Origin of the sequence: Halomonas campaniensis (assembly GCF_014193375.1) — a bacterium.
Classification (GTDB): Bacteria; Pseudomonadota; Gammaproteobacteria; order Pseudomonadales; family Halomonadaceae; genus Halomonas; species Halomonas campaniensis.
The window spans coordinates 53,442-72,254 of the sequence record NZ_JACHZF010000010.1; the positions used below are offsets into that span (position 1 = coordinate 53,442).

The following is an 18,813-nucleotide window of genomic DNA, read 5'->3' on the forward strand; positions in this document are numbered from 1 at the left end:
ACGCACGATGATTGCTGTCGTTCTTCGAGAGTACGCTGTCAGGCTGGGTCATGCCGTCGAGCCTTCAACGCTGAGTGGCCGGCCGGGTGGCCGGGCGGGGCGTGGGAAACCGGCGCGACGGGTCCGGGGCGTCGAAGACAAAAGGGGGCAGCCTGCCGGCTACCCCCTTGCTCGCTGCGGTGGCGCTGATCCTCCGGGATCAGTCGGCCCTCACGGCCTCCAGGTCGGCGTGGAACTGCTCGAGCAGTTCGCGGCCGCGTTCGCCGGTCATCTCGATGAACTCCTCCTCGACCTCGGGAGCACGGGCACGGAAGGCCTCGATCTGCTCCTCGTCGAGGCGGGTCACGGTGACCTCGTCGGAGGCCTCCTGGATCTTGGCCAGGGACTCGTCGGCCAGCCCGGAGATGTGCTCGATGATGATCTCGTAGGCGTGCTCGCTGGCGTCACGCACCAGCTGCTGCTCCTCCTCGGAGAGGCCGTCGAAGAAGTCCTGGTTGGCCATCATGGCGGTGGTGAACCAGCCGTGGCCGGTGTAGACCAGGTGCGGGGAGACCTCGTAGAGGCCGCCGGACTCGATCCAGAAGATCGGGTTCTCCTGGCCCTGGATGATGCCGGTCTGCAGGCCGCCGTATACCTCGCCCCAGGGCAGCGGCGTCGGGCTGGCGCCGAAGGCACGGTAGGTGGCGGAGAGCAGCGGGTTGGTCATGGTGCGGATGTTCTTGCCGCGCAGGTCTTCCGGCGAGGTGAAGGGCTCGTCCAGGGTGACGACCATCTCGCCTTCCGGGTACATCTTCAGCAGCTCCAGGCCCTGCTCGGCGTAGAGCTCCGGGAACATCTCGTTGATGGCCACGCTGGTGTTGAAGAACTCGATGACGGTCTCTTCATCGGTGGGCAGCAGGTAGGGGACGAAGAAGATCTGCGCCTCGGGGATCAGCGCGCCGGTGAAGCCGGGGGACTGGTTGACGAACTGCAGGATGCCGGCCTGGGTCTGCTCCATGATGTCGTCTGACTCGCCCAGCTCGCCGAAGCGATAGACCTGGACGGTGTTGTCGGAGTTCTCCTCGATGTACTCCTTGAACGCCATGGCGAAGACGTCCTGGACGTCGCCCTCGAACTCCTCGTGGGCATAGCGCCAGTTGGCGGAATGGGCCGCCGCGGACATGCCGAAAAGCAGGGCGCCGACGGTGGCCGTGGTCAACAGCTTGGTTGCCTTCATTCTTGTTCCCCTCGCAGGTATGGACCGGTCAATATCAGGCGAAATTGACAGACAGAGGGCGGACAGCATGCCCGCGCGTCTGAATTCAGGCTAGCGTGGCCCCAGGGGAGGGTCAAGGCAGGCAATGACCGTCTGGAGCGTTGAAAGATGTGATTTTTTCTGCAGTTGGAGGCGCCGGGCGAGACAATCCGCGGCCCTTTCCCGACTCCGCGGCAGCGGCCGAAGGGGGCCTTGCCGAGCCAGTGCCTCGAGCCTGGCGAGTGCCTCCAGCTCGGCCTGGAGCTCGGCCTGCTTGAGGGTGGCGCGCAGTTTCTCGACCCCGGGGCGGCCGGGCGCCTGGCCCTTCAGGGCGCGGCGCAGCCGGCGCAGCGGGGCGGTGACCTCTCGTTGCCAGCCATGGACCTCGGCGAGCGCCTCCTCGGTGCTATCACCCGGCACTACCCCGTGCTGGAGCAGCCAGCAGCGCCACAGCAGCTCGCAGACGTCGATGCCCGCCTCGTCCTGGAGTCGCAGGCAGGCGGCCTCGATGCCGGGGCGGGCGTAGAGGGCGAGGGCAAAGGCCTCGAGGGGGGCGGCGGCCAGTCGGTCCCGCAGAGCGGCCGTCATTTCGGTAGAATCAGCGTTCATTCGTTTTCCTGCCGTCGCTTCCCGCGGCGGCCCTGTACGCCCGTGGAGCCCGCATGATCGCACTGCGCCAAGTTTCCCTGCAACGCGGCACCCAGGCCCTGCTGGAGGGCGCCGACCTGACCCTGCACGCCGGCCACAAGGCGGGGATCGTCGGCCCCAACGGCGCCGGCAAGTCGAGCCTGTTCAAGCTGCTGCTCGGCGAGCTGGCGCCGGACCGCGGCGAGGTGGAGATGAGCGGCGGCCAGCGCATCGCCCACATGGCCCAGGAGGTGGAGGCGCTGGACCGGGCCATCGTCGACTATGTGCTCGACGGCGACCGCGAGCTGCGCCAGACCGAGGCGGCCCTGGCCGCGGCCGCTCAAGCGGGCGAGGCCCATCGCGAGGCGGAGCTGCACGGCGCCATCGAGGCACTGGACGGCTACAGCGCGCCGGCCCGGGCCGCCCAGCTGCTGGTGGGGCTGGGCTTCACCCAGGCGGACCTCGCGCGTCCGCTGTCGGACTTCTCCGGCGGCTGGCGGATGCGGGTCAACCTGGCGCGTACCCTGTTCATGCCCTCGGACGTGCTGCTGCTCGACGAGCCCACCAACCACCTGGACCTGGATGCCCTGCTGTGGCTGGAGCAGTGGCTCACCCGCTACCCCGGCACCCTGCTGCTGATTTCCCACGACCGCGACTTCCTCGATGCGGTGTGCGACCACATCGTGCACTTCGACCGCCAGAGCCTGGTGCTCTATCGCGGCAACTACTCCACCTTCGAGCGCACCCGGGCCGAGAAGCTGGCGCTGCAGCAGGCCGAGGCGGCCAAGCAGCAGGCCCGCCGCGAGGAGATCGAGCGCTTCGTGGCGCGCTTCCGCGCCAAGGCCACCAAGGCGCGCCAGGCCCAGAGCCGGCTGAAGATGCTCGAGCGCATGGGCGACATCGCCGTGGCCCACGCCGACTCCCCCTTCCACTTCACCATTCCCGCGTCGGACAAGACCTCCCACCCGCTGCTGGTGCTGGACGAGGCCCGCCTCGGCTATCGCGACGTCTCGGAGGGCGAGCCGGGCGTGGAGAAGGTCCAGCTCGACGCCGTGAAGCTGACCCTGCTGCCCGGCCAGCGCATCGGCCTGCTGGGCCCCAACGGGGCCGGCAAGTCGACGCTGATCAAGTCGCTCACCGGCGAGCTGCCGCTGCTGGCCGGCCGGCGGGTGCCCGGCGAGCACCTGGCCATCGGCTACTTCGCCCAGCACCAGCTCGAGGGGCTGGACCTCGCCTCGACGCCCTTCATGCACGTGCAGCGGCTGTCGCCCACGGCTGCCGACCTGGACATCCGCAAGTTCCTGGGGGGCTTCGGCTTCCAGGGCGACGATGCCTTCGGCGAGGTGGGGCGCTTCTCGGGCGGCGAGAAGGCGCGCCTGGCACTGGCCCTGGTGGCCTGGCAGAAGCCCAACCTGCTGCTGCTCGACGAGCCCACCAACCACCTGGACCTGGAGATGCGCGAGGCCCTCACCGAGGCGCTGGCGGCCTTCGAGGGCACGGTGATCATCGTCTCCCACGACCGCCACCTGCTGCGCGCCACCGTGGACGAGTTCTGGCGGGTGGCCGACCATCGGGTCGAGCCCTTCGACGGCGACCTGGAGGACTACCGGGCCTGGCTCAAGGCGCGGCTCGAGGGCGAGCGCCGCGAGGCCCGGGCCGAGAAGGGGGAGCGCCAGGCCGAGAGCGCGGCGCCGAAGGAGGATCGCAAGGCTGCTCGGCGCGCCGCCGCCGAGCTGCGCGAGAAGCTGCGGCCGCTCAAGAAGCAGCGCGACCGCGCCGAGCAGGCCATGGAGAAGGTCCAGGCGGAGCTGGCCAAGGTCGAGGAGGCCCTGGGCGACGCCGCGCTCTACACCGACGCCGCGCGCAAGGAGGAGCTCACCGCCACCCTGGCCCGCCAGGGCGAGCTCAAGTCCCGCCTGGACGACCTGGAGGCCGAGTGGCTTTCCGCCGAGGAGGAACTGGAGGCCATGGCGGCCGAGCTCGGCTCCTAACTGTCCAGCAGGAAGGTCACCGGGCCGTCGTTGACCAGCGAGACCTCCATGTCGGCGGCGAACTCGCCGCTCTCCACCCGGGGCCAGGCCGCCTCGGCGCGCGCCAGCAGGAGGTGGAAGAGCCGGTGGCCCTCGTCGGGCGGGGCGGCGCTGGAGAAGCTGGGCCGCAGGCCCTTGCGGGTATCCGCCGCCAGGGTGAACTGGGAGACCAGCAGCAGCCCGCCGTCGACCTGCCGCAGGTCGAGGTTCATCTTGCCCTCGGCATCGCCGAACACCCGGTAGTGCAGCAGCTTGTGCAGCAGCCGGTCCACGGCGGCCTCGTCGTCGCCCTTCTCGACGCCCACCAGCGCCAGCAGGCCGTGGCCGATGGCGCCCACGGTGCGTCCCTCCACGGCCACGCTGGCGCGGGTCACCCGCTGGATCAGTGCCTTCATTGCTTGCTCTCCCCGAGATTGCCGATGGGTTGCCTTGATCGAGGAGGCCAGCCTAGCACGCGGGCCGCTCAGCGGCGCCCGAGCAGGGCGTCGCGGAAGTCGTCTCGCAGGGGGCTCTCGCCGAGCCAGATGCCGAACAGCGCGCTGGCCAGGACCGGGTCGTCACCGCGATAGAGCCGCTCGCCGTTGAGGGCCAGCAGCAGGGCCTCGCCGTCCCAGGTGAGGGCGTAGCGGTCGCCGGGCTCGACGCTGCGATAGGCCCGGTTGAAGGCATTCAGGGCCGGCAGCAGCTCGCGATAGGCCGTCTCGCCGAGGCGTTCGCGCAGGCTGTCGCGGGTGGCGGCGGCGAAGTCGTCGGCCTCGATGGCATGGAAGTACTCGAGCTCCAGCCGGCGCGGGATGGCCGACAGCGGGGCCGGCTCGGGCGCCTCGGGGGCCTGGTAGTAGGCCCCCGCATAGGCGGTCCAGATCATGTAGCGGAACAGGCCGTGGCCGATCAGGCGGTAGGCCTGGCCCGCCTCCTCCAGCTGGGTGGCGAACTGGACCCCCCTGACCTCCACCCTCTCCGCGGCGGCCCGCAGCGGCAGGCTGGCCAGCAGCAGGGCGAGCAGCAGGGCGGTCAGGGGGAGCGGATGGCCGTGGGACCGGACTCGGGGGACAGGGCGTGACATGGGGAACCTCCGGCGATGGGGTGTTAGTCATGTACGGACACTAGCATCGCGTAGAGGTTCTGTATCGCTTTTCCTACCAGGCGCGGCAGAGCATGATGTCGCAGTGGGGCTCGGCCAGCAGCTGCTCGGTGATCTGGCTGTGGCGGCCCAGCTGGCCGCGGCTGCCGAGGGCCAGCAGGTCGGGCGGCTGGCGGCGCAGGCGGGTCATCAGCACCTCCAGGGGGTCGCCCTGCTCCAGCACCAGCTCGAGCTCCGGCACATCGTCGAGCTCGGCCATCAGCTGCTCGGTCTCGCGCTCCAGCTGGGTGCGCAGCCGGGCAACCTCGCGGTCGCGCCAGCGGGCATAGTCGCTGTCGGAACCCAGCTCGCGCTCACCGGGGATGTCCCAGGCGTGGAGCAGGGTCAGGCGCGCCTCGGGGAAGCGCTTGAGCGTCTCGCGCAGGGTGTGTCGGGAGGTCAGCGAGAAATCCACCGGGACCAGGATGTCGCGCCACTCCTGGGTGGCCAGGTGGCTGACCGAGAGGACCGGGCAGGGCGCGCTGCGCAGCACCCGGGCCAGGGTGGTGCCGGCCACCAGGTCGGGCTGGCCGCGCTTGCGGTGGGCGCCGAGGATGATCATGTCCACCTCGCGCTCGTGGGCCTCGCGGATGATCTCCGCATAGGCCGAGCCGGCCACCGTCTGGATCAGCGTCCTGGGCTCGGGCAGCGCGTAGTCCTCGCGGATATCCGTCAGGGTGGCCTGCATGTCCGCCACCACGGCTTCCTCGAGGTCCTGGAGGACCCGGCGCGGGAGGTAGGGGTCGAGCACGTGGATCACGTCGAGGCGGGCGCAGTGCTCCACCGCCAGGCGCACGGCCCGGGCGTAGGCGGCGCGATTCTCGGCCGACAGGTCGCAGGCGAACAGCAGGGTCTGGGTCATGACGCATCCCTCCGGGTCACTCAGAGCCGGGAACCAGGCCCGGCGGGTGGACCTTCAGGATGGGAGGCCCGACGGCCTCCTGCAAGACCGAATTGCGCCAAGCGGGCTACCCCCAGGCATGGAAATGGTGCACGGGGCCATGGCCTTGACCCACGTCAAGGCGCTGACTGGCGGCGAGGGCCTCCCCCAGCCACGCCTTGGCCGCCGCCACCGCCTCGGCCAGGGTGTCGCCCCGGGCCAGGTGGGCGGTGATGGCCGAGGAGAGGGTGCAGCCGGTGCCGTGGAGGTTGCCGGTGTCGACCCGGGCCCCCTCGATCCAGGCGACGGACTCGGCGGTGATCAGCAGGTCGGGACACTCCGCGCCGCTCAGGTGGCCGCCCTTGAGCAGGGTGGCGCCGGCGCCAAGCCCGCGCAGCGCCGGGGCCATGGCGGCCATCCCGGCGCGGCTGCCCGGGGCCGGGGCGTCCAGCAGCACGGCGGCTTCCGGCAGGTTGGGCGTGATCAGGTCGGCCAGGGGGACCAGCACCTCGCGCACGGCGCGGATGCCGGCGTCGTCGACCAGGATATCGCCGCTCTTGGCCACCATCACCGGGTCGAGCACGACCCAGCGGGGCCGGCGCCGGGTCAGCGCCTCGCGGATCACCTCGGCTACCTCGCGGCTCGCCACCATGCCGACCTTCACCGCGTCGATGCGCACGTCGTCGAGCAGGGTCTCGAGCTGGGCGGCGATGAACTCGGCCGGCACCGGGTGGACGCCGCGGACGCCGCGGGTGTTCTGGGCGGTCAGCGCGGTGATCACGCTGGTACCATAGGCGCCCAGCGCCGAGAAGGTCTTGAGGTCGGCCTGGATGCCGGCGCCGCCGCTGGGGTCGGAGCCGGCGATGGTCAGCACGTTGGGAAGGGGTCGGGAGTCATTCATGGCGTCATCATACCGTGGCAAGTCGTTCAGGAGTCCGGGGGCCGCATGCTGAGCCTGTTCCTGGTGGCGCTGGTCAGCGCCACCCTGCTGCCGGGGGGCTCCGAGGTATGGCTGGCCCGGCTCTGGTGCCTGGGCGAGCCCGCCCTGGTGCTGTGGGCGGTGGCCACCGCGGGCAACACCCTGGGCAGCCTGGTCAATGTCGGGATGGGGCGCTATGCCCGGCGCTTCCAGGACCGTCGCTGGTTCCCCGCGTCTCCCCAGGGGCTGGCCCGGGCCGAGCGCTGGTACTTCCGCTTCGGCGAGTGGAGCCTGCTGGCCTCCTGGGCGCCGGTCATAGGCGACCCGCTCACCGTGCTGGCCGGCGTCTTCCGGCTGCCCTGGTGGCGGGCCATCCTGCTGATTACCCTGGCCAAGGGGACCCGCTACGCGGTGGTGCTGCTGCTGGCCCAGCAGTGGCTGGCGCCCCTGTGCCAGTAGCCCGCTACAGCACCGAGGGCAGCCAGGTGGCCAGCCCCGGGAAGAGGGCCAGGGCCAGCAGCATGCAGAGCTGCAGGACGATGAACGGGATCACCCCCCGGTAGATCGCCGAGGTGGGCACCGATTGCGGCGTCACCCCGCGCAGGTAGAAGAGCGCGAAGCCGAAGGGCGGCGTCAGGAACGAGGTCTGCAGGTTCACCGCGATCATGATGCCCAGCCAGATCGGGTCGAGGCCCATGGCCAGCAGCACCGGCCCGACGATGGGCACCACCACGAAGGTGATCTCGATGAAGTCGAGGATGAAGCCCAGCAGGAAGATCACCAGCATCACCACCAGGGTGGCGCCGACCACCCCGCCGGGCAGGGCCTCGAACATCTCGGTGACCAGCTCCTCGCCGCCGAAGGCGCGGAACACCAGCGAGAACACCGCGGCGCCGATCAGGATCAGGAACACCATGCTGGTGACCTGGGCGGTGGAGCGCACCACCTGGCGCAGGATCGGCAGGGTCAGGCGGCGATTGGCCAGGGCCAGCACGAAGGCGCCGAAGGCGCCCACCGCCGAGGCCTCGGTGGGGGTGGCGAAGCCGCCGAGGATCGAGCCCAGCACGGCGACGATCAGCAGCACCGGCGGCACCAGCCCCTTGAGCAGCAGGGGCCAGAGGCTGCCGGTGTGCCCCAGCTCCTCCATCAGCGCCCGGCGATCGGCCGGCGGCGCCAGCTCCGGCTTCAGCCAGGCGGTGACCATCACGAAGAGGATGTAGGCGACCACCAGCAGCAGGCCGGGGATCAGCGCGCCGATGAACAGGTCGCCCACCGAGAGGGTGCGGGGGCTCCAAACCCCCATGGCCAGCTGGGCCTGCTGGTAGGCGTTGGAGAGCACGTCGCCGAGCAGCACCAGGGCGATGGAGGGCGGGATGATCTGCCCCAGGGTGCCGGTGGCGCAGATGCTGCCGGTGGCCAGGGCCGGCGAGTAGCCGCGCTTGAGCATGGTCGGCAGTGACAGCAGCCCCATGGTCACCACGGTGGCGCCGACGATGCCGGTGGAGGCGGCCAGCAGCATGCCGACCAGCACCACGGCGATCCCCAGGCCGCCCCGCAGGGCCCCGAAGGCCAGCGCCATGGCGTCGAGCAGGGTCTCGGCGACCCGCGACTTCTCCAGCAGCACCCCCATCAGCACGAACAGCGGCACCGCCAGCAGCGTCTGGTTGGTCATGATGCCGTAGAGCCGGTTGGGCATGGCGGTCAGGTAGCGGGACTCGAAGGGCACCGGCACGCCGAGCTGCACCAGCGCGTAGCCGAGGCCGGCGAAGATCAGCGCGGTGCCGGCCAGCGACAGCGCCACCGGATAGCCCAGCATCAGCACGCCGCACACCGCGGCGAAGAGCACCAGGGGCATCAGTTCGAGGAGCGTGGCCAGCATCACAGGAGCTCCTCGTGGGTCGGCGTGTCGTTGGGCAGACGGTGGCGGATGATCAGCCACTGGCGGATCAGCTGGGCGATGCCCTGGATCAGCAGCAGGGCCATCATCACCAGTATCAGGCTCTTGAGCAGGTAGACGCCGGGAATGCCGCCGTCGGGGGAGCGTTCGAGGATCGCCCAGCTGCTGCGCACATAACCGTAGCTGCCGATGGCGATGAAGCCGAGTACCGGGATCAGCAGGAAGAGGGTGCCGCAGAGGTCGATCCAGGCGCGGCCGCGGGCGCCGAGCCGCCGGTAGAAGATGTCGACGCGCACGTGGCCGTCGTGGCGCAGGGTCCAGGCAGCGCCGAGCATGAACACCATGGCATGCATGTACATCACCGACTCCTGCATCACGATGCTGTGCATGCCGAAGGCGTAGCGCAGCACCACGATGGCGAACTGCACCAGCATCATGGCGATGACCAGCCAGGCGATGGCATGCCCGACCCGGTCGGTGATGGCGTCGAGCCAGGCGAGCAGGACCGGTTCGCGTTTCGCGGAAGTCATGGGGCCTCTCGTGATGAAGGGTAACCGGAGGCGCATCATCGCCGATTCGGCCCCGATCGTCATCCCCGGGCCTCAACGGCGGGCGAGGGCCTCAGTGGCTGCCGGCCTTGAGCCTCGGCGTGAGGGTCGCCAGGCAGGCCGGCGGCAGGCGCACGTCCACGGCGATCGGCAGGTGGTCCGAGAAGAGATGGTCGAGCACCCGCACGTCGTCGGCCTGCAGCGAGTCGGACAGCAGGATATGGTCCAGCGCCCGGCGCGGCTGCCAGGAGGGGTAGCTCAGCAGCGGGCGCACCGGGTGGAGCGGCAGCGAGGCGCAGAAGCGCTCGTGGCCGTGCAGTTGCTCCGGGGTGCAGTTGAGGTCGCCCATCACCACCACGTGGCGCAGCGGCTGGATGATCTCGGAGAGGTAGTCGAGCTGGCGCACCCGGCCGCGGTGGCTCAGCGCCAGGTGGGCGACGAACAGGTGCAGGGCGTCGGGGCCCTCGCCGAAGCGGGCATGGATGGCGCCGCGGCCGGGCAGGGTCCCTGGCAGGCGGTGCTCCTCGACCCGGCTGGGGACGAGGCGCGAGAGCAGCCCGTTGCTGTGCTGGGCGATGCGCCCCAGGTTGCGATTGAGCTGCTGGAAGTGGTGCGGGAAGCCGGCGCGGGCGGCCAGGTACTCCACCTGGTTGACGTGGCTCGAGCGGAAGCTGCCACCGTCGACCTCCTGGAGGCCGACGATATCGAAGCGCCCGAGGACCTCGCCCACCATGTCCAGGCGCCGCAGCCGCTTGGGGTGGGGCAGCAGATGCTGCCAGCTGCGGGTCAGGTAGTGGTGGTACGCCGAGGTCTGGATGCCCACCTGCAGGTTGAAGGTAAGCAGTTTCAGGTGGCCGCCCTCCAGGGGCGGCGTCCTGGCGTCGGCCAGATGGGACATCTTCAGTCTGCGCGCTCCTCGCGAACCTTCGCGACCAGGGCATCGGCGATCTGCGGCATGTTGGCCAGGCTGCCGGCGCTGCTCGGGGTGACCAGGTAGCGACCATCCACCACCAGGGCGGGCACGCCCATCAGTCGCATGGCGCGCATGCGGCCATGGGCCTGGTTGACCTGGCTGCGCACGCCGAAGGAGCCCAGTGCCTGCTCGGCCTCCTCCTGGCTGACGCCATAGTCGCTGTAGAAGGCGGCGATGGCATCGACGCTGTTCAGCCTGCGACCGTCCTCATGGATGGCGGCGAAGAAGTCGGCATGGGTCTGCGCGAGGATGCCCAGCTGCTCGGCGGCGTAGAAGGCCGTGGCGTGGGTGTTCCAGTCGCCTCCCATGGTGGCCGGCAGGTGGACCACGCTGACGTCGTCATCCAGGGTCTCGTACCAGGCGGTGACGTGCTCCTGCAGGTTGTTGCAGTGCGGGCAGCCGTACCAGAAGGCCTCGGTGACCTCGATCTGGCCCTCGTCGACCCGGGTCTCGACGGCCTCGGGCAGCAACTCGTAGTGCTGGCCCTCCACCAGGGATTGCGCGGAGGCCAGGGACGACAGGCCGAGGCCTGCCAGGGCAATCATCAGGGTCTTCAACATCGGGGGGTCTCTCCTTGAGTGAACCGGTGGCCGGCGCAGGCCGTGCATCGCTGGCTTGGAGCCCGCCGGGCCGCGAGGGTTCCCGAGGGCCGGCGTCGGCAAATGACAGGGGCGGCTCGATGGCCGCCCCTGGGTGTCGTTGCCGTCACGGACGGCGGGCGACTCAGTGCAGGCCCTGCACGTAGTTGGCCACGGCTTCCATGTCGGCATCGCTCATCTTGGCGGCGATGTCGCGCATGATGTTGGCCGGGTCATTGGCCCGCTCGCCGGCGGCGAAGGCCTGCAGGGTGGAGACGGTGTACTCGGGGAACTGGCCGGAGAGGGCCGGGTAGACGGCGCTGCCGATGCCGACCCCGGTCGGGGTGTGGCAGGCGGCACAGGCCGGGATGCCCTTGGACATGTCACCGGCACGGTAGAGCTCCTCGCCGCGGGCCAGCAGTTCGCCGTCGGGGTCGGCCTGGCCCAGGTTGGCGTCCTGGTCGGCGTAGAACCTGGCGACGTCCCAGGCGTCCTGGTCGGAGAAGTCGTCGACCTGTCCGGCCATCTGGGCCACCACGCGGTTGCCATCGCGGATGTCCATGATCTGCTTGGCCAGGTAGGAGGCCTGCTGGCCGGCCAGGTGCGGGAAGGCGGGGGAGGGGCTGATGCCGGCCTGTCCGTGACAGGCGGCGCAGGACTGCGCCTTCTCGCGGCCGGCCGCGGCGTCGGCATCGGCTTCCAGATCCGCGTGGGCGGCGCCGACGGCGCCCATGGTAATTGCCAGGCTTGCCAGTAACTTTCTCATCGCTGTTCCACTATGCCGTTACGTTGTTGACCGGTACGTACCCTGGGTGCCGCCCGGATCGCGAGGTGTGCCAGGGACGAGCGACAGCGCCGCTCGAGGGCCTGGTGGTTCGCGGACGTCGAGGGCGCGGTGGTACACTAGCTTGCCCCGGGTCGCAGACAAAAGACACTGCATTATACCGAATCACCCCGGCGGCGGGAATGCAAGCCGCGACCCCGTCCCTATCGACTATCGTCAGGATCCGCTCGCATGTCGCGACTCAACTACCAGACCGCCCGCTTCCTCACCAGCGCCCCGACCCTGGCCGCCTGCCCGCCCGACAGCGGCAGCGAGGTGGCCTTCGCCGGCCGCTCCAACGCCGGCAAGTCCAGCGCCATCAATGCCCTGACCCGCCAGAAGGCGCTGGCGCGTACCTCCAAGACCCCCGGTCGCACCCAGCTGATCAACTTCTTCGCCCTGGGCGAGGAGAGCGAGCGCCGCCTGGTCGACCTGCCCGGCTACGGCTTCGCCAAGGTCCCGGAGCAGGTCAAGCTGGAGTGGCAGCGTCACCTCTCCGACTACCTGCAGCGGCGCGCCTCGCTGCGCGGCCTGGTGCTGGTGATGGACGTGCGCCACCCGCTCACCGAGTTCGACCAGACCCTGCTGGGGTGGGCCGACGACAAGGCGATGCCGGTGCACATCCTGCTGACCAAGGCCGACAAGCTGAAGCGCGGCGCGGCGGCCAGCGCCCTGCAGCAGGTGCGCAGCCGGCTGCGCGAGTGGGAGGACCTGGTCAGCATCCAGCTCTTCTCGTCGCTCAAGGGGCAGGGCATCGAGGAGGTGCATGCGCGCCTCGACGCCTGGCTGCTGGACTAGGTCGCAGCGCTATCGCAGACGAAAACATCGCTCAAGGCTGTTCCGACGACAGGCCTTCGAGGGGGCGCTATGAATACGTCCCTGTAGGCTACCTCGGCCATCCCTGGCATAGGACCTCCTCTTCGGCATGTCCCCGGCGCTCCTGAGCCAGTTTCATTGATACTTCTCCAGCCAGGTGATCAGCTCGGGCAGTTCGCGGACGTGGTCCAGGCGGTGGATGCCGGCGGGCAGGTGGCGGTCGTCGGGACCGATCCAGGCGGCCTGCATGCCCAGGCGGCACGCCGGCAGGGCGTCCTCCTCCCAGGAGTCGCCCACGTGGAGCGCCCGTGACGGCGCCGTGCCCAGCCGGGCCAGGGCGGCCAGGAAGGGTCGCGGGTCGGGCTTGGGCGCCAGCAGCTCGCCGGCGGCGATGGCCACCGGGAAGTGGCGCCCCAGCGCCAGGCGGGCGACCTCCACGTTGCCGTTGGTGATGCTGGCCAGCCGATAGCGCCGGCCCAGCTCGTGCAGCAGGTCGTCCACCTCGTCGTGGGGCGTGACCTCATGGCGCAGCGCCATGAAGCGCTCCATCGCCCGCTCCGCCCAGCGGTCGGCGTGATGGCCGGCCAGGCCGTATTCGCCGAGCAGCTCGGCCAGCGCCCGGCGGCGCAGCCAGGTGAAGTCGCCGCGGCGCAGCGGGTGGGCGCGGGCCAGGCGGGCGCGTCGCTCGACGAAGGCCTCCAGCGGGAAGCGCTCGGCGAAGCGTCCCGGCGCGGCGGGCGGGGCCCCTCCGTGCTCTTCCGGCGCCTCTTCCATCCGCGCTTCCATCCACTCCGCCAGCGCCGCGTCGAGCCAGGCATAGTGGCCGGTCTCGGTGCGCTGCATCACCCCGCGGTTCTCCCACAGGGTGTCGTCCAGGTCGAAGGTGATCGCCTCGAGTCTCACGATGGCTCCTCGTCGCGCTGCCCGGCGGGGCGGCGCCGTGCCCGCGGGTGGGCGCTGTCGTAGCTGGCCGCCAGGTGCTGCCAGTCCAGCCGGGTATAGACCTGGGTGGTGGCGAGGTTGGCATGGCCCAGCAGCTCCTGGACGGCACGCAGGTCCTGGCTCGACTCCAGCAGGTGGCTGGCGAAGGAGTGGCGCAGCCGGTGCGGGTGCAGGTGCTCGGCCAGGCCGCGCCGGCGTGCCAGCCCGGCCAGCCGCTGCTGGATGGCCCGGTGGCCGAGGCGGCGGCCGCGCTGCCCCACGAAGAGCGCCGGCTCGTCGCCGGTGGCGAGCTGGCCGCGCACCGCCAGCCAGGCGTCCAGGGCCTGGCTGGCACGCCCGCCCACCGGCACCTGGCGGGGCTTGCCGCCCTTGCCCAGCACCCGCACCCGGCGGGGCTGGAGGTCGCCGAGATCGAGGCCGGCCAGCTCGGCCAGCCGCAGGCCGCTGGAGTAGAAGAGCTCCAGCATCGCCTGGTCGCGGCGGGCCAGGGGCGAGTCGTCGTGGGGGGTGTCGAGGAAGCGGGCCAGCTGGTCGACGTCCAGCGGCCGCGGCAGGTGGCGCGGCTGGCGCGGGGCGCGGGTCAGGGCCACCGGGTTGTGGGCCAGTCGGCCGGCGGCCACCAGGTGGTCGGCCAGCCGCGAGATCGCCGAGCGGCGCCGGGCCAGGCTGCGCGCGCCCAGGCCGCGCAGGCGCTCGTCGCCCAGGAAGCGGCGCAGCAGCGCGGCATCGAGCCGCGGCCAGTCGTCGACCTGCTGCTCGGCCAGGAAGTCGAGCAGGGCGGCGAGGTCGCGGCGGTAGGCGTCCAGGGTGGCTGGGCTTGCGGTCTGCGCCAGGATCTCGAGGAAGGCCTCGACGTCCCGCGCCAGCGGATCGTCGGTCCCGGGCCGGCTAGCCATGGGGCGAGTGGGCCTGGCGCACCAGCAGCCGTGCCACCACGTCGCCCACGTACTCGGTGAACAGGGTGTCCATGCTGGCTCGGAAGTGGTCCGGGTCGGGGCTGGCCAGCACCAGGTAGCCCAGCGGCTCGCCCAGGGTCAGCCGACTGATGGCGCAGGAGCCGGCCTTGCGCGGTGCCGCCGCGTGGGGCAGCAGGCGCTTCCAGTCCGTCGGGGTCAGCCGCGTGCAGCGGCTGGTGCGGCCGTCGAGCAGCGCCGCCAGGCGCTGGCCGGCATGGTCATCGAGCACCTGGCGAGGCGCCTGGGGCGGCTGGGGCTCGACGTCGGTGAGGCTGGCGGGGCACCAGAGCGCCACGGCCGGGGTATGGAAGCGCTCGGCCAGCTGGGTGGCCAGGGCCTGGCCCAGGGCGTCGTTGTTCTCGGCCTCGAGCAGCGCCAGCACCAGCTCCCGGGTGCGGCGGTACTGGGCCTCGTTGTGGCGGGCCGACTCCAGCAGCTGTTCCAGGCGCCACTCGGCCTGCTCGGCCCGCGAGCGCAGGTCGTGCACCAGGCGCTCGAGCAGCGAGGTCGCGCCGCGGGCCTCGGGGTGCGGCACCTTGAGCTGCTGAAGCAGTCCCTCGCGGCCGACGAAGAAGTCCGGGTGCGTGGCCAGCCATTCGGCGACCCGGTCCGGGTCCAGGGTCTTGCGCGGTTCGGGGGCGGCTCGGGTCATGCGGGACTCCTTGGGTGGCGCCGGCGGGGCCGGCGTCACACTGTCAGGTTCAGCTCAGGGCGACGCGGCCATCGAAGACGCGCGTGGCGGGGCCGGTCATGGTCAGGGGGGTGCCGGGGCCTGCCCACTCGATGGTCAGCTCGCCCCCCGGCAGGTGCACGGTGACCGGGCTCGCCAGCAGGCCCCGGCGGATGCCGCAGGCCACCGCGGCGCAGGCGCCGGTGCCGCAGGCCAGGGTCTCGCCGCTGCCGCGTTCAAAGACGCGCAGCCGGATCTCGTGGGCCGACACCACCTGCATGAAGCCGACGTTGACCCGCCTGGGGAAGCTCGGGTGGGCCTCGATGGCCGGCCCCAGGCGCGCCACCGGGGCGCTGTCGACGTCGTCGACCCGCAGCACCGCATGGGGATTGCCCATCGAGGCCACGGCGATCTCGACACGCTCACCGTCCACCTCCAGGTCATGCAGCGGGCGGTCCTCGTCGGCCTCGAAGGGCAGGTCGGCAGGGGCGAAGCGCGGCTCGCCCATGTCGACGCGGACGCGGCCGTCCTCCTCCACGCGCAGCACCAGGGGCCCGCCGGCGGTCTCCACGTGGATCTCGCGCTTGTGGGTGAGCCGCTGGTCACGCACGAAGCGGGCGAAGCAGCGGGCGCCGTTGCCGCAGTTCTCCACCTCGCTGCCGTCGGCGTTGTAGATGCGGTAGCGGAAGTCCATGTCCGGGTCCCGGGGGGGCTCCACGACCAGCAGCTGGTCGAAGCCGATCCCGAAACGGCGGTCGGCCAGCTGGCGGACCTGCTCCGCCTCCAGGCGCGCCCGCTGGGTGATCAGGTCGACCATCATGAAGTCGTTGCCGAGGCCATGCATCTTGGTGAAGTGCAGCAGCATCAGTCGGCGTCCTCCGGCAGCAGGGCCTCGCCGGCCCAGAGGTCGGCCAGGCGCTCGCGGCGGCGCACCAGGTGGGCCTGGTCGCCGTCCACCATCACCTCGGCGGGGCGCGGGCGGCTGTTGTAGTTGGAGGCCATCACGAAGCCGTAGGCCCCGGCCGAACGCACCGCCAGCAGGTCGCCCGGGGCGATGGCGAGCTCCCTCTCCTTGCCCAGGAAGTCGCCGGTCTCGCACACCGGGCCCACCACGTCATAGGTCGCACTCTCCCGGGCACGGCGGGTGTCCACCGGCAGGATCGCCTGCCAGGCCTGGTAGAGCGCCGGACGGATCAGGTCGTTCATGGCGGCGTCGACGATGGCGAAGTTCCTGGTCTCGCCGGGCTTGAGGAACTCCACCCGGGTCAGCAGCACCCCGGCGTTGGCGGCGATGGAGCGACCCGGTTCGAAGAGCAGGGTCAGCCGCTCGCTGCCCGCCCAGCTCGCCAGGCGCTCGAGCAGCGCCGTGGCGTAGTCGAAGGGCGCCGGCGGGCGCTCGTCGCGATAGGGCACGCCGAGGCCGCCGCCCAGGTCCAGGTGCTCCACCTCGATGCCCCGCTCGCGCAGCCGCTCGAGCAGCAGCAGCAGGCGGTCCAGGGCATCCAGGAAAGGCGAGAGCTCGGTGAGCTGGGAGCCGATATGGCAGTCCAGGCCGGTCACCTTGACATGGGGCAGCGAGGCGGCCAGCTCGTAGACGGCCAGCGCCTCGTCCACCGGGATGCCGAACTTGTTGTCCTTGAGCCCGGTGGAGATGTAGGGGTGGGTGCCGGCGTCCACGTCCGGGTTGACCCGCAGCGACACCGGCGCGACCTTGCCGAGCCGGCCGGCCACCTCATTCAGGCGCTCGAGCTCCGGGCGAGACTCCACGTTGAAGCACTTGATGCCCACTTCCAGCGCCCGGGCCATCTCGGCCTCCTGCTTGGCGACACCGGAGAAGACCACCCTGGCGGGGTCGCCACCGGCGGCCAGCACCCGCTCCAGTTCGCCCATCGAGACGATGTCGAAGCCGGCCCCCAGGCGGGCCAGCAGGCCCAGCACGGCGAGGTTGGAGTTGGCCTTCACCGCATAGCAGATCAGGTGGGGGTGGCTGCCCAGCGCCTCGGTATAGGCGCGGAAGTGCCGGGCCAGGGTGGCCTTGGAGTAGACGTAGCAGGGCGTGCCGAACTGCTCGGCGATGCGGGTCAGCGGGACCTCCTCGCCGTAGAGCACGCCATCGCGGTACTCGAAATGATCCATGCCTAGGTCTCGCTGTCGTCGGGGGCGGGGGCGGGGGCGGGGGCGGGGGCGGCGTCGCCGGCGTCGCGGGGGCCATACTGCTCGGCGGCCTGCTCGTCACCGGGCAGGTAGAGCGGGCCCTTCTGGCCGCAGCCGGCCAGACCGAGGAGCAGCGCCAGGGCCAGGATGGCGAAGGCGATCCGCTGCATCAGGCGGTGCCTTCCATGGCGGCCAGGGCGTCGCGGGCCCGCTGGGCGGCAGCGCGCACCTGGTCGGGGGCGGTGCCGCCGATGTGGTTGCGGGCGGCCACCGAGCCCTCCAGGGTCAGCACCTCGAAGACGTCCGCCTCGATGGTGTCGGAGAACTGCTGGAGCTCCTCGAGGCTCATCTCGGAGAGGTCCTTCTGCTGCTTCAGGCCGTAGGCCACGGACTGGCCGACGATCTCGTGGGCGTCGCGGAAGGCCACGCCGCGGCGGACCAGGTAGTCGGCCAGGTCGGTGGCGGTGGAGAAGCCGCGGCGGGCGGCCTCGGCCATCTGCGCCTTCTTCGGCGCGATGGCCGGCACCATGTCGGCGAACGCCTTGAGGCAGTCCTTGACTGTGTCCACGGCGTCGAACAGCGGCTCCTTGTCCTCCTGGTTGTCCTTGTTGTAGGCCAGCGGCTGGGACTTCATCAGGGTCAGCAGGCCCATCAGGTGGCCGTAGACGCGCCCGGTCTTGCCGCGCACCAGCTCCGGCACGTCGGGGTTCTTCTTCTGCGGCATGATCGAGGAGCCGGTGCAGAAGCGGTCGGGCAGGTCGATGAAGTCGAACTGGGCGCTGGTCCACAGCACCAGCTCCTCGCTCATCCGCGAGAGGTGCATCAGCAGCAGGCTGGCGAAACCGGCGAACTCGATGGCGAAGTCGCGATCGCTCACCGCATCCAGGCTGTTCTCGGCGGGGCGGTCGAAGCCCAGCAGCTCGGCGGTGACATGGCGGTCGATGGGATAGGTGGTGCCGGCCAGCGCCGCGGCGCCCAGCGGCATCACGTTGACGCGCCGGCGGCAGTCGAGCAGCCGCTCGTGGTCGCGGGCCAGCATCTCCTGCCAGGCCAGCAGGTGGTGGCCGAAGGTGACCGGCTGGGCGGTCTGCAGGTGGGTGAAGCCGGGCATGATGGTGTCGGCCTCGCGGTCGGCCAGCTCGATCAGTCCGCGGCGCAGGCGGGCGAGCTCGGCCGCCACCTGGTCGATCTCGTCGCGCAGGAACAGGCGGATGTCGGTGGCCACCTGGTCGTTGCGCGAGCGCCCGGTGTGCAGCTTCTTGCCGGTGATGCCGATCTTCTCGGTGAGCCGCGCCTCGACGTTCATGTGCACGTCCTCGAGCTCGACGGACCACGGGAAGGTGCCCGCCTCGATCTCGCCGCGCACCGCCTCCAGGCCCTCATGGATGGCGTCGCGCTCGGCGTCGGTGAGCACGCCGACCCGGGCCAGCATGGTGGCGTGGGCCATCGATCCCTGGATGTCGTGGAAGGCGAGGCGCCGGTCGAAGTCCACCGAGGCGGTGAAGCGGGCGACGAAGGCATCGGTGGGCTCGTTGAAGCGGCCGCCCCAGGACTGGTTGGTGCCGGGGTTGGGGGAACTAGGGCTCATCGGGCTGGGCATCCTGCATGACGGTTGCGTGGGACGAGGGCCGGCGGATACCGGC

Annotated in this window: 20 protein-coding genes and 1 pseudogene; 3 read left to right on the forward strand and 18 right to left on the reverse strand. The window is 71.0% G+C overall.

Going from position 1 to position 18,813, the window contains the following annotated elements:
* Positions 1–199: 199 nt before the first annotated feature.
* Both BDK63_RS08215 and BDK63_RS08220 read right to left on the reverse strand, forming a co-directional pair.
* A complete protein-coding gene (locus BDK63_RS08215; RefSeq protein ID WP_183330887.1) occupies positions 200–1,216 on the reverse strand; it encodes a TRAP transporter substrate-binding protein in 1,017 nt (338 codons plus the stop codon).
* A gap of 90 nt (positions 1,217–1,306) precedes the next feature.
* The gene (locus BDK63_RS08220) at positions 1,307–1,843 is read right to left on the reverse strand and encodes a TIGR02444 family protein (RefSeq protein ID WP_183330888.1); all 537 of its coding nucleotides are present in this window, start codon (positions 1,841–1,843) and stop codon (positions 1,307–1,309) included.
* Positions 1,844–1,896: 53 nt separating this feature from the next.
* Here BDK63_RS08220 and BDK63_RS08225 point away from each other — a divergent pair, with 53 nt between their 5' ends.
* Positions 1,897–3,852, forward strand: a complete 1,956-nt coding sequence (locus tag BDK63_RS08225; RefSeq protein ID WP_183330889.1) for an ATP-binding cassette domain-containing protein — start codon at positions 1,897–1,899, stop codon at positions 3,850–3,852.
* Here the strand turns inward: BDK63_RS08225 and dtd are convergent.
* The 4 genes from dtd to thiD form a co-directional block, all read right to left on the reverse strand.
* Positions 3,849–4,286, reverse strand: coding sequence for a D-aminoacyl-tRNA deacylase (dtd, locus tag BDK63_RS08230; RefSeq protein WP_183330890.1), 438 nt, complete (start codon positions 4,284–4,286; stop codon positions 3,849–3,851). The two genes, BDK63_RS08225 and dtd, sit on opposite strands and share 4 nt — an antisense overlap.
* Positions 4,287–4,354: 68 nt before the next feature.
* Complete coding sequence (locus tag BDK63_RS08235) at positions 4,355–4,957, reverse strand: chalcone isomerase family protein (RefSeq protein WP_183330891.1); 603 nt, start codon at positions 4,955–4,957, stop codon at positions 4,355–4,357.
* Between the two features lie 73 nt (positions 4,958–5,030).
* Positions 5,031–5,876, reverse strand: coding sequence for a universal stress protein (locus BDK63_RS08240; RefSeq protein WP_183330892.1), 846 nt, complete (start codon positions 5,874–5,876; stop codon positions 5,031–5,033).
* 106 nt (positions 5,877–5,982) lie between these two features.
* Positions 5,983–6,795 (reverse strand): bifunctional hydroxymethylpyrimidine kinase/phosphomethylpyrimidine kinase, encoded by an 813-nt coding sequence (gene thiD, locus BDK63_RS08245; protein ID WP_183330893.1) that lies wholly within the window; start codon positions 6,793–6,795, stop codon positions 5,983–5,985.
* A 45-nt stretch (positions 6,796–6,840) separates the two neighbouring features.
* On the opposite strand from thiD, the gene BDK63_RS08250 reads away from it, so the two are divergent.
* Complete coding sequence (locus BDK63_RS08250; protein ID WP_183330894.1) at positions 6,841–7,272, forward strand: YqaA family protein; 432 nt, start codon at positions 6,841–6,843, stop codon at positions 7,270–7,272.
* A 4-nt stretch (positions 7,273–7,276) separates the two neighbouring features.
* On the opposite strand, the gene BDK63_RS08255 is transcribed toward BDK63_RS08250, so the two are convergent.
* The 5 genes from BDK63_RS08255 to BDK63_RS08275 form a co-directional block, all read right to left on the reverse strand.
* Positions 7,277–8,692, reverse strand: coding sequence for a TRAP transporter large permease (locus BDK63_RS08255; protein WP_183330895.1), 1,416 nt, complete (start codon positions 8,690–8,692; stop codon positions 7,277–7,279).
* Entirely contained in the window at positions 8,692–9,240 is a 549-nt protein-coding gene (locus BDK63_RS08260; protein WP_183330896.1) for a TRAP transporter small permease subunit, read from the reverse strand. The genes BDK63_RS08255 and BDK63_RS08260 overlap by 1 nt, the downstream gene beginning before the upstream one ends.
* Positions 9,241–9,331: 91 nt before the next feature.
* Positions 9,332–10,156 (reverse strand): endonuclease/exonuclease/phosphatase family protein, encoded by an 825-nt coding sequence (locus tag BDK63_RS08265; RefSeq protein ID WP_183330897.1) that lies wholly within the window; start codon positions 10,154–10,156, stop codon positions 9,332–9,334.
* Positions 10,157–10,158: 2 nt separating this feature from the next.
* Positions 10,159–10,791 (reverse strand): thiol:disulfide interchange protein DsbA/DsbL, encoded by a 633-nt coding sequence (locus tag BDK63_RS08270; protein WP_183330898.1) that lies wholly within the window; start codon positions 10,789–10,791, stop codon positions 10,159–10,161.
* A 163-nt stretch (positions 10,792–10,954) separates the two neighbouring features.
* Entirely contained in the window at positions 10,955–11,575 is a 621-nt protein-coding gene (locus BDK63_RS08275; RefSeq protein ID WP_183330899.1) for a c-type cytochrome, read from the reverse strand.
* A gap of 249 nt (positions 11,576–11,824) precedes the next feature.
* Between BDK63_RS08275 and yihA the strand changes: the two genes are divergently transcribed.
* The gene (yihA, locus tag BDK63_RS08280; protein ID WP_183330900.1) at positions 11,825–12,430 is read left to right on the forward strand and encodes a ribosome biogenesis GTP-binding protein YihA/YsxC; all 606 of its coding nucleotides are present in this window, start codon (positions 11,825–11,827) and stop codon (positions 12,428–12,430) included.
* 153 nt (positions 12,431–12,583) lie between these two features.
* On the opposite strand, the gene BDK63_RS08285 is transcribed toward yihA, so the two are convergent.
* The 7 genes and pseudogenes from BDK63_RS08285 to argH form a co-directional block, all read right to left on the reverse strand.
* A complete protein-coding gene (locus BDK63_RS08285) occupies positions 12,584–13,351 on the reverse strand; it encodes an HAD family hydrolase (RefSeq protein WP_343065293.1) in 768 nt (255 codons plus the stop codon).
* Positions 13,348–14,286, reverse strand: coding sequence for a tyrosine recombinase XerC (locus BDK63_RS08290; protein WP_183330901.1), 939 nt, complete (start codon positions 14,284–14,286; stop codon positions 13,348–13,350). Before BDK63_RS08290 ends, BDK63_RS08285 begins: the two co-directional genes overlap by 4 nt.
* Entirely contained in the window at positions 14,279–14,998 is a 720-nt protein-coding gene (locus tag BDK63_RS08295) for a DUF484 family protein (protein ID WP_183330902.1), read from the reverse strand. Before BDK63_RS08295 ends, BDK63_RS08290 begins: the two co-directional genes overlap by 8 nt.
* Before the next feature lie 49 nt (positions 14,999–15,047).
* Complete coding sequence (gene dapF, locus BDK63_RS08300; protein ID WP_183330903.1) at positions 15,048–15,881, reverse strand: diaminopimelate epimerase; 834 nt, start codon at positions 15,879–15,881, stop codon at positions 15,048–15,050.
* Positions 15,881–17,152: a diaminopimelate decarboxylase gene (gene lysA / locus BDK63_RS08305; RefSeq protein WP_183330904.1), complete on the reverse strand. Its 1,272-nt coding sequence runs from the start codon at positions 17,150–17,152 to the stop codon at positions 15,881–15,883. Before lysA ends, dapF begins: the two co-directional genes overlap by 1 nt.
* A 77-nt stretch (positions 17,153–17,229) precedes the next feature.
* Positions 17,230–17,340 (reverse strand): annotated as a pseudogene (lptM, locus tag BDK63_RS18780) (LPS translocon maturation chaperone LptM); the annotation flags it as partial.
* Complete coding sequence (argH, locus tag BDK63_RS08315) at positions 17,340–18,758, reverse strand: argininosuccinate lyase (RefSeq protein ID WP_183330906.1); 1,419 nt, start codon at positions 18,756–18,758, stop codon at positions 17,340–17,342. The gene argH and the pseudogene lptM, both read right to left, overlap by 1 nt.
* Positions 18,759–18,813: the final 55 nt, after the last annotated feature.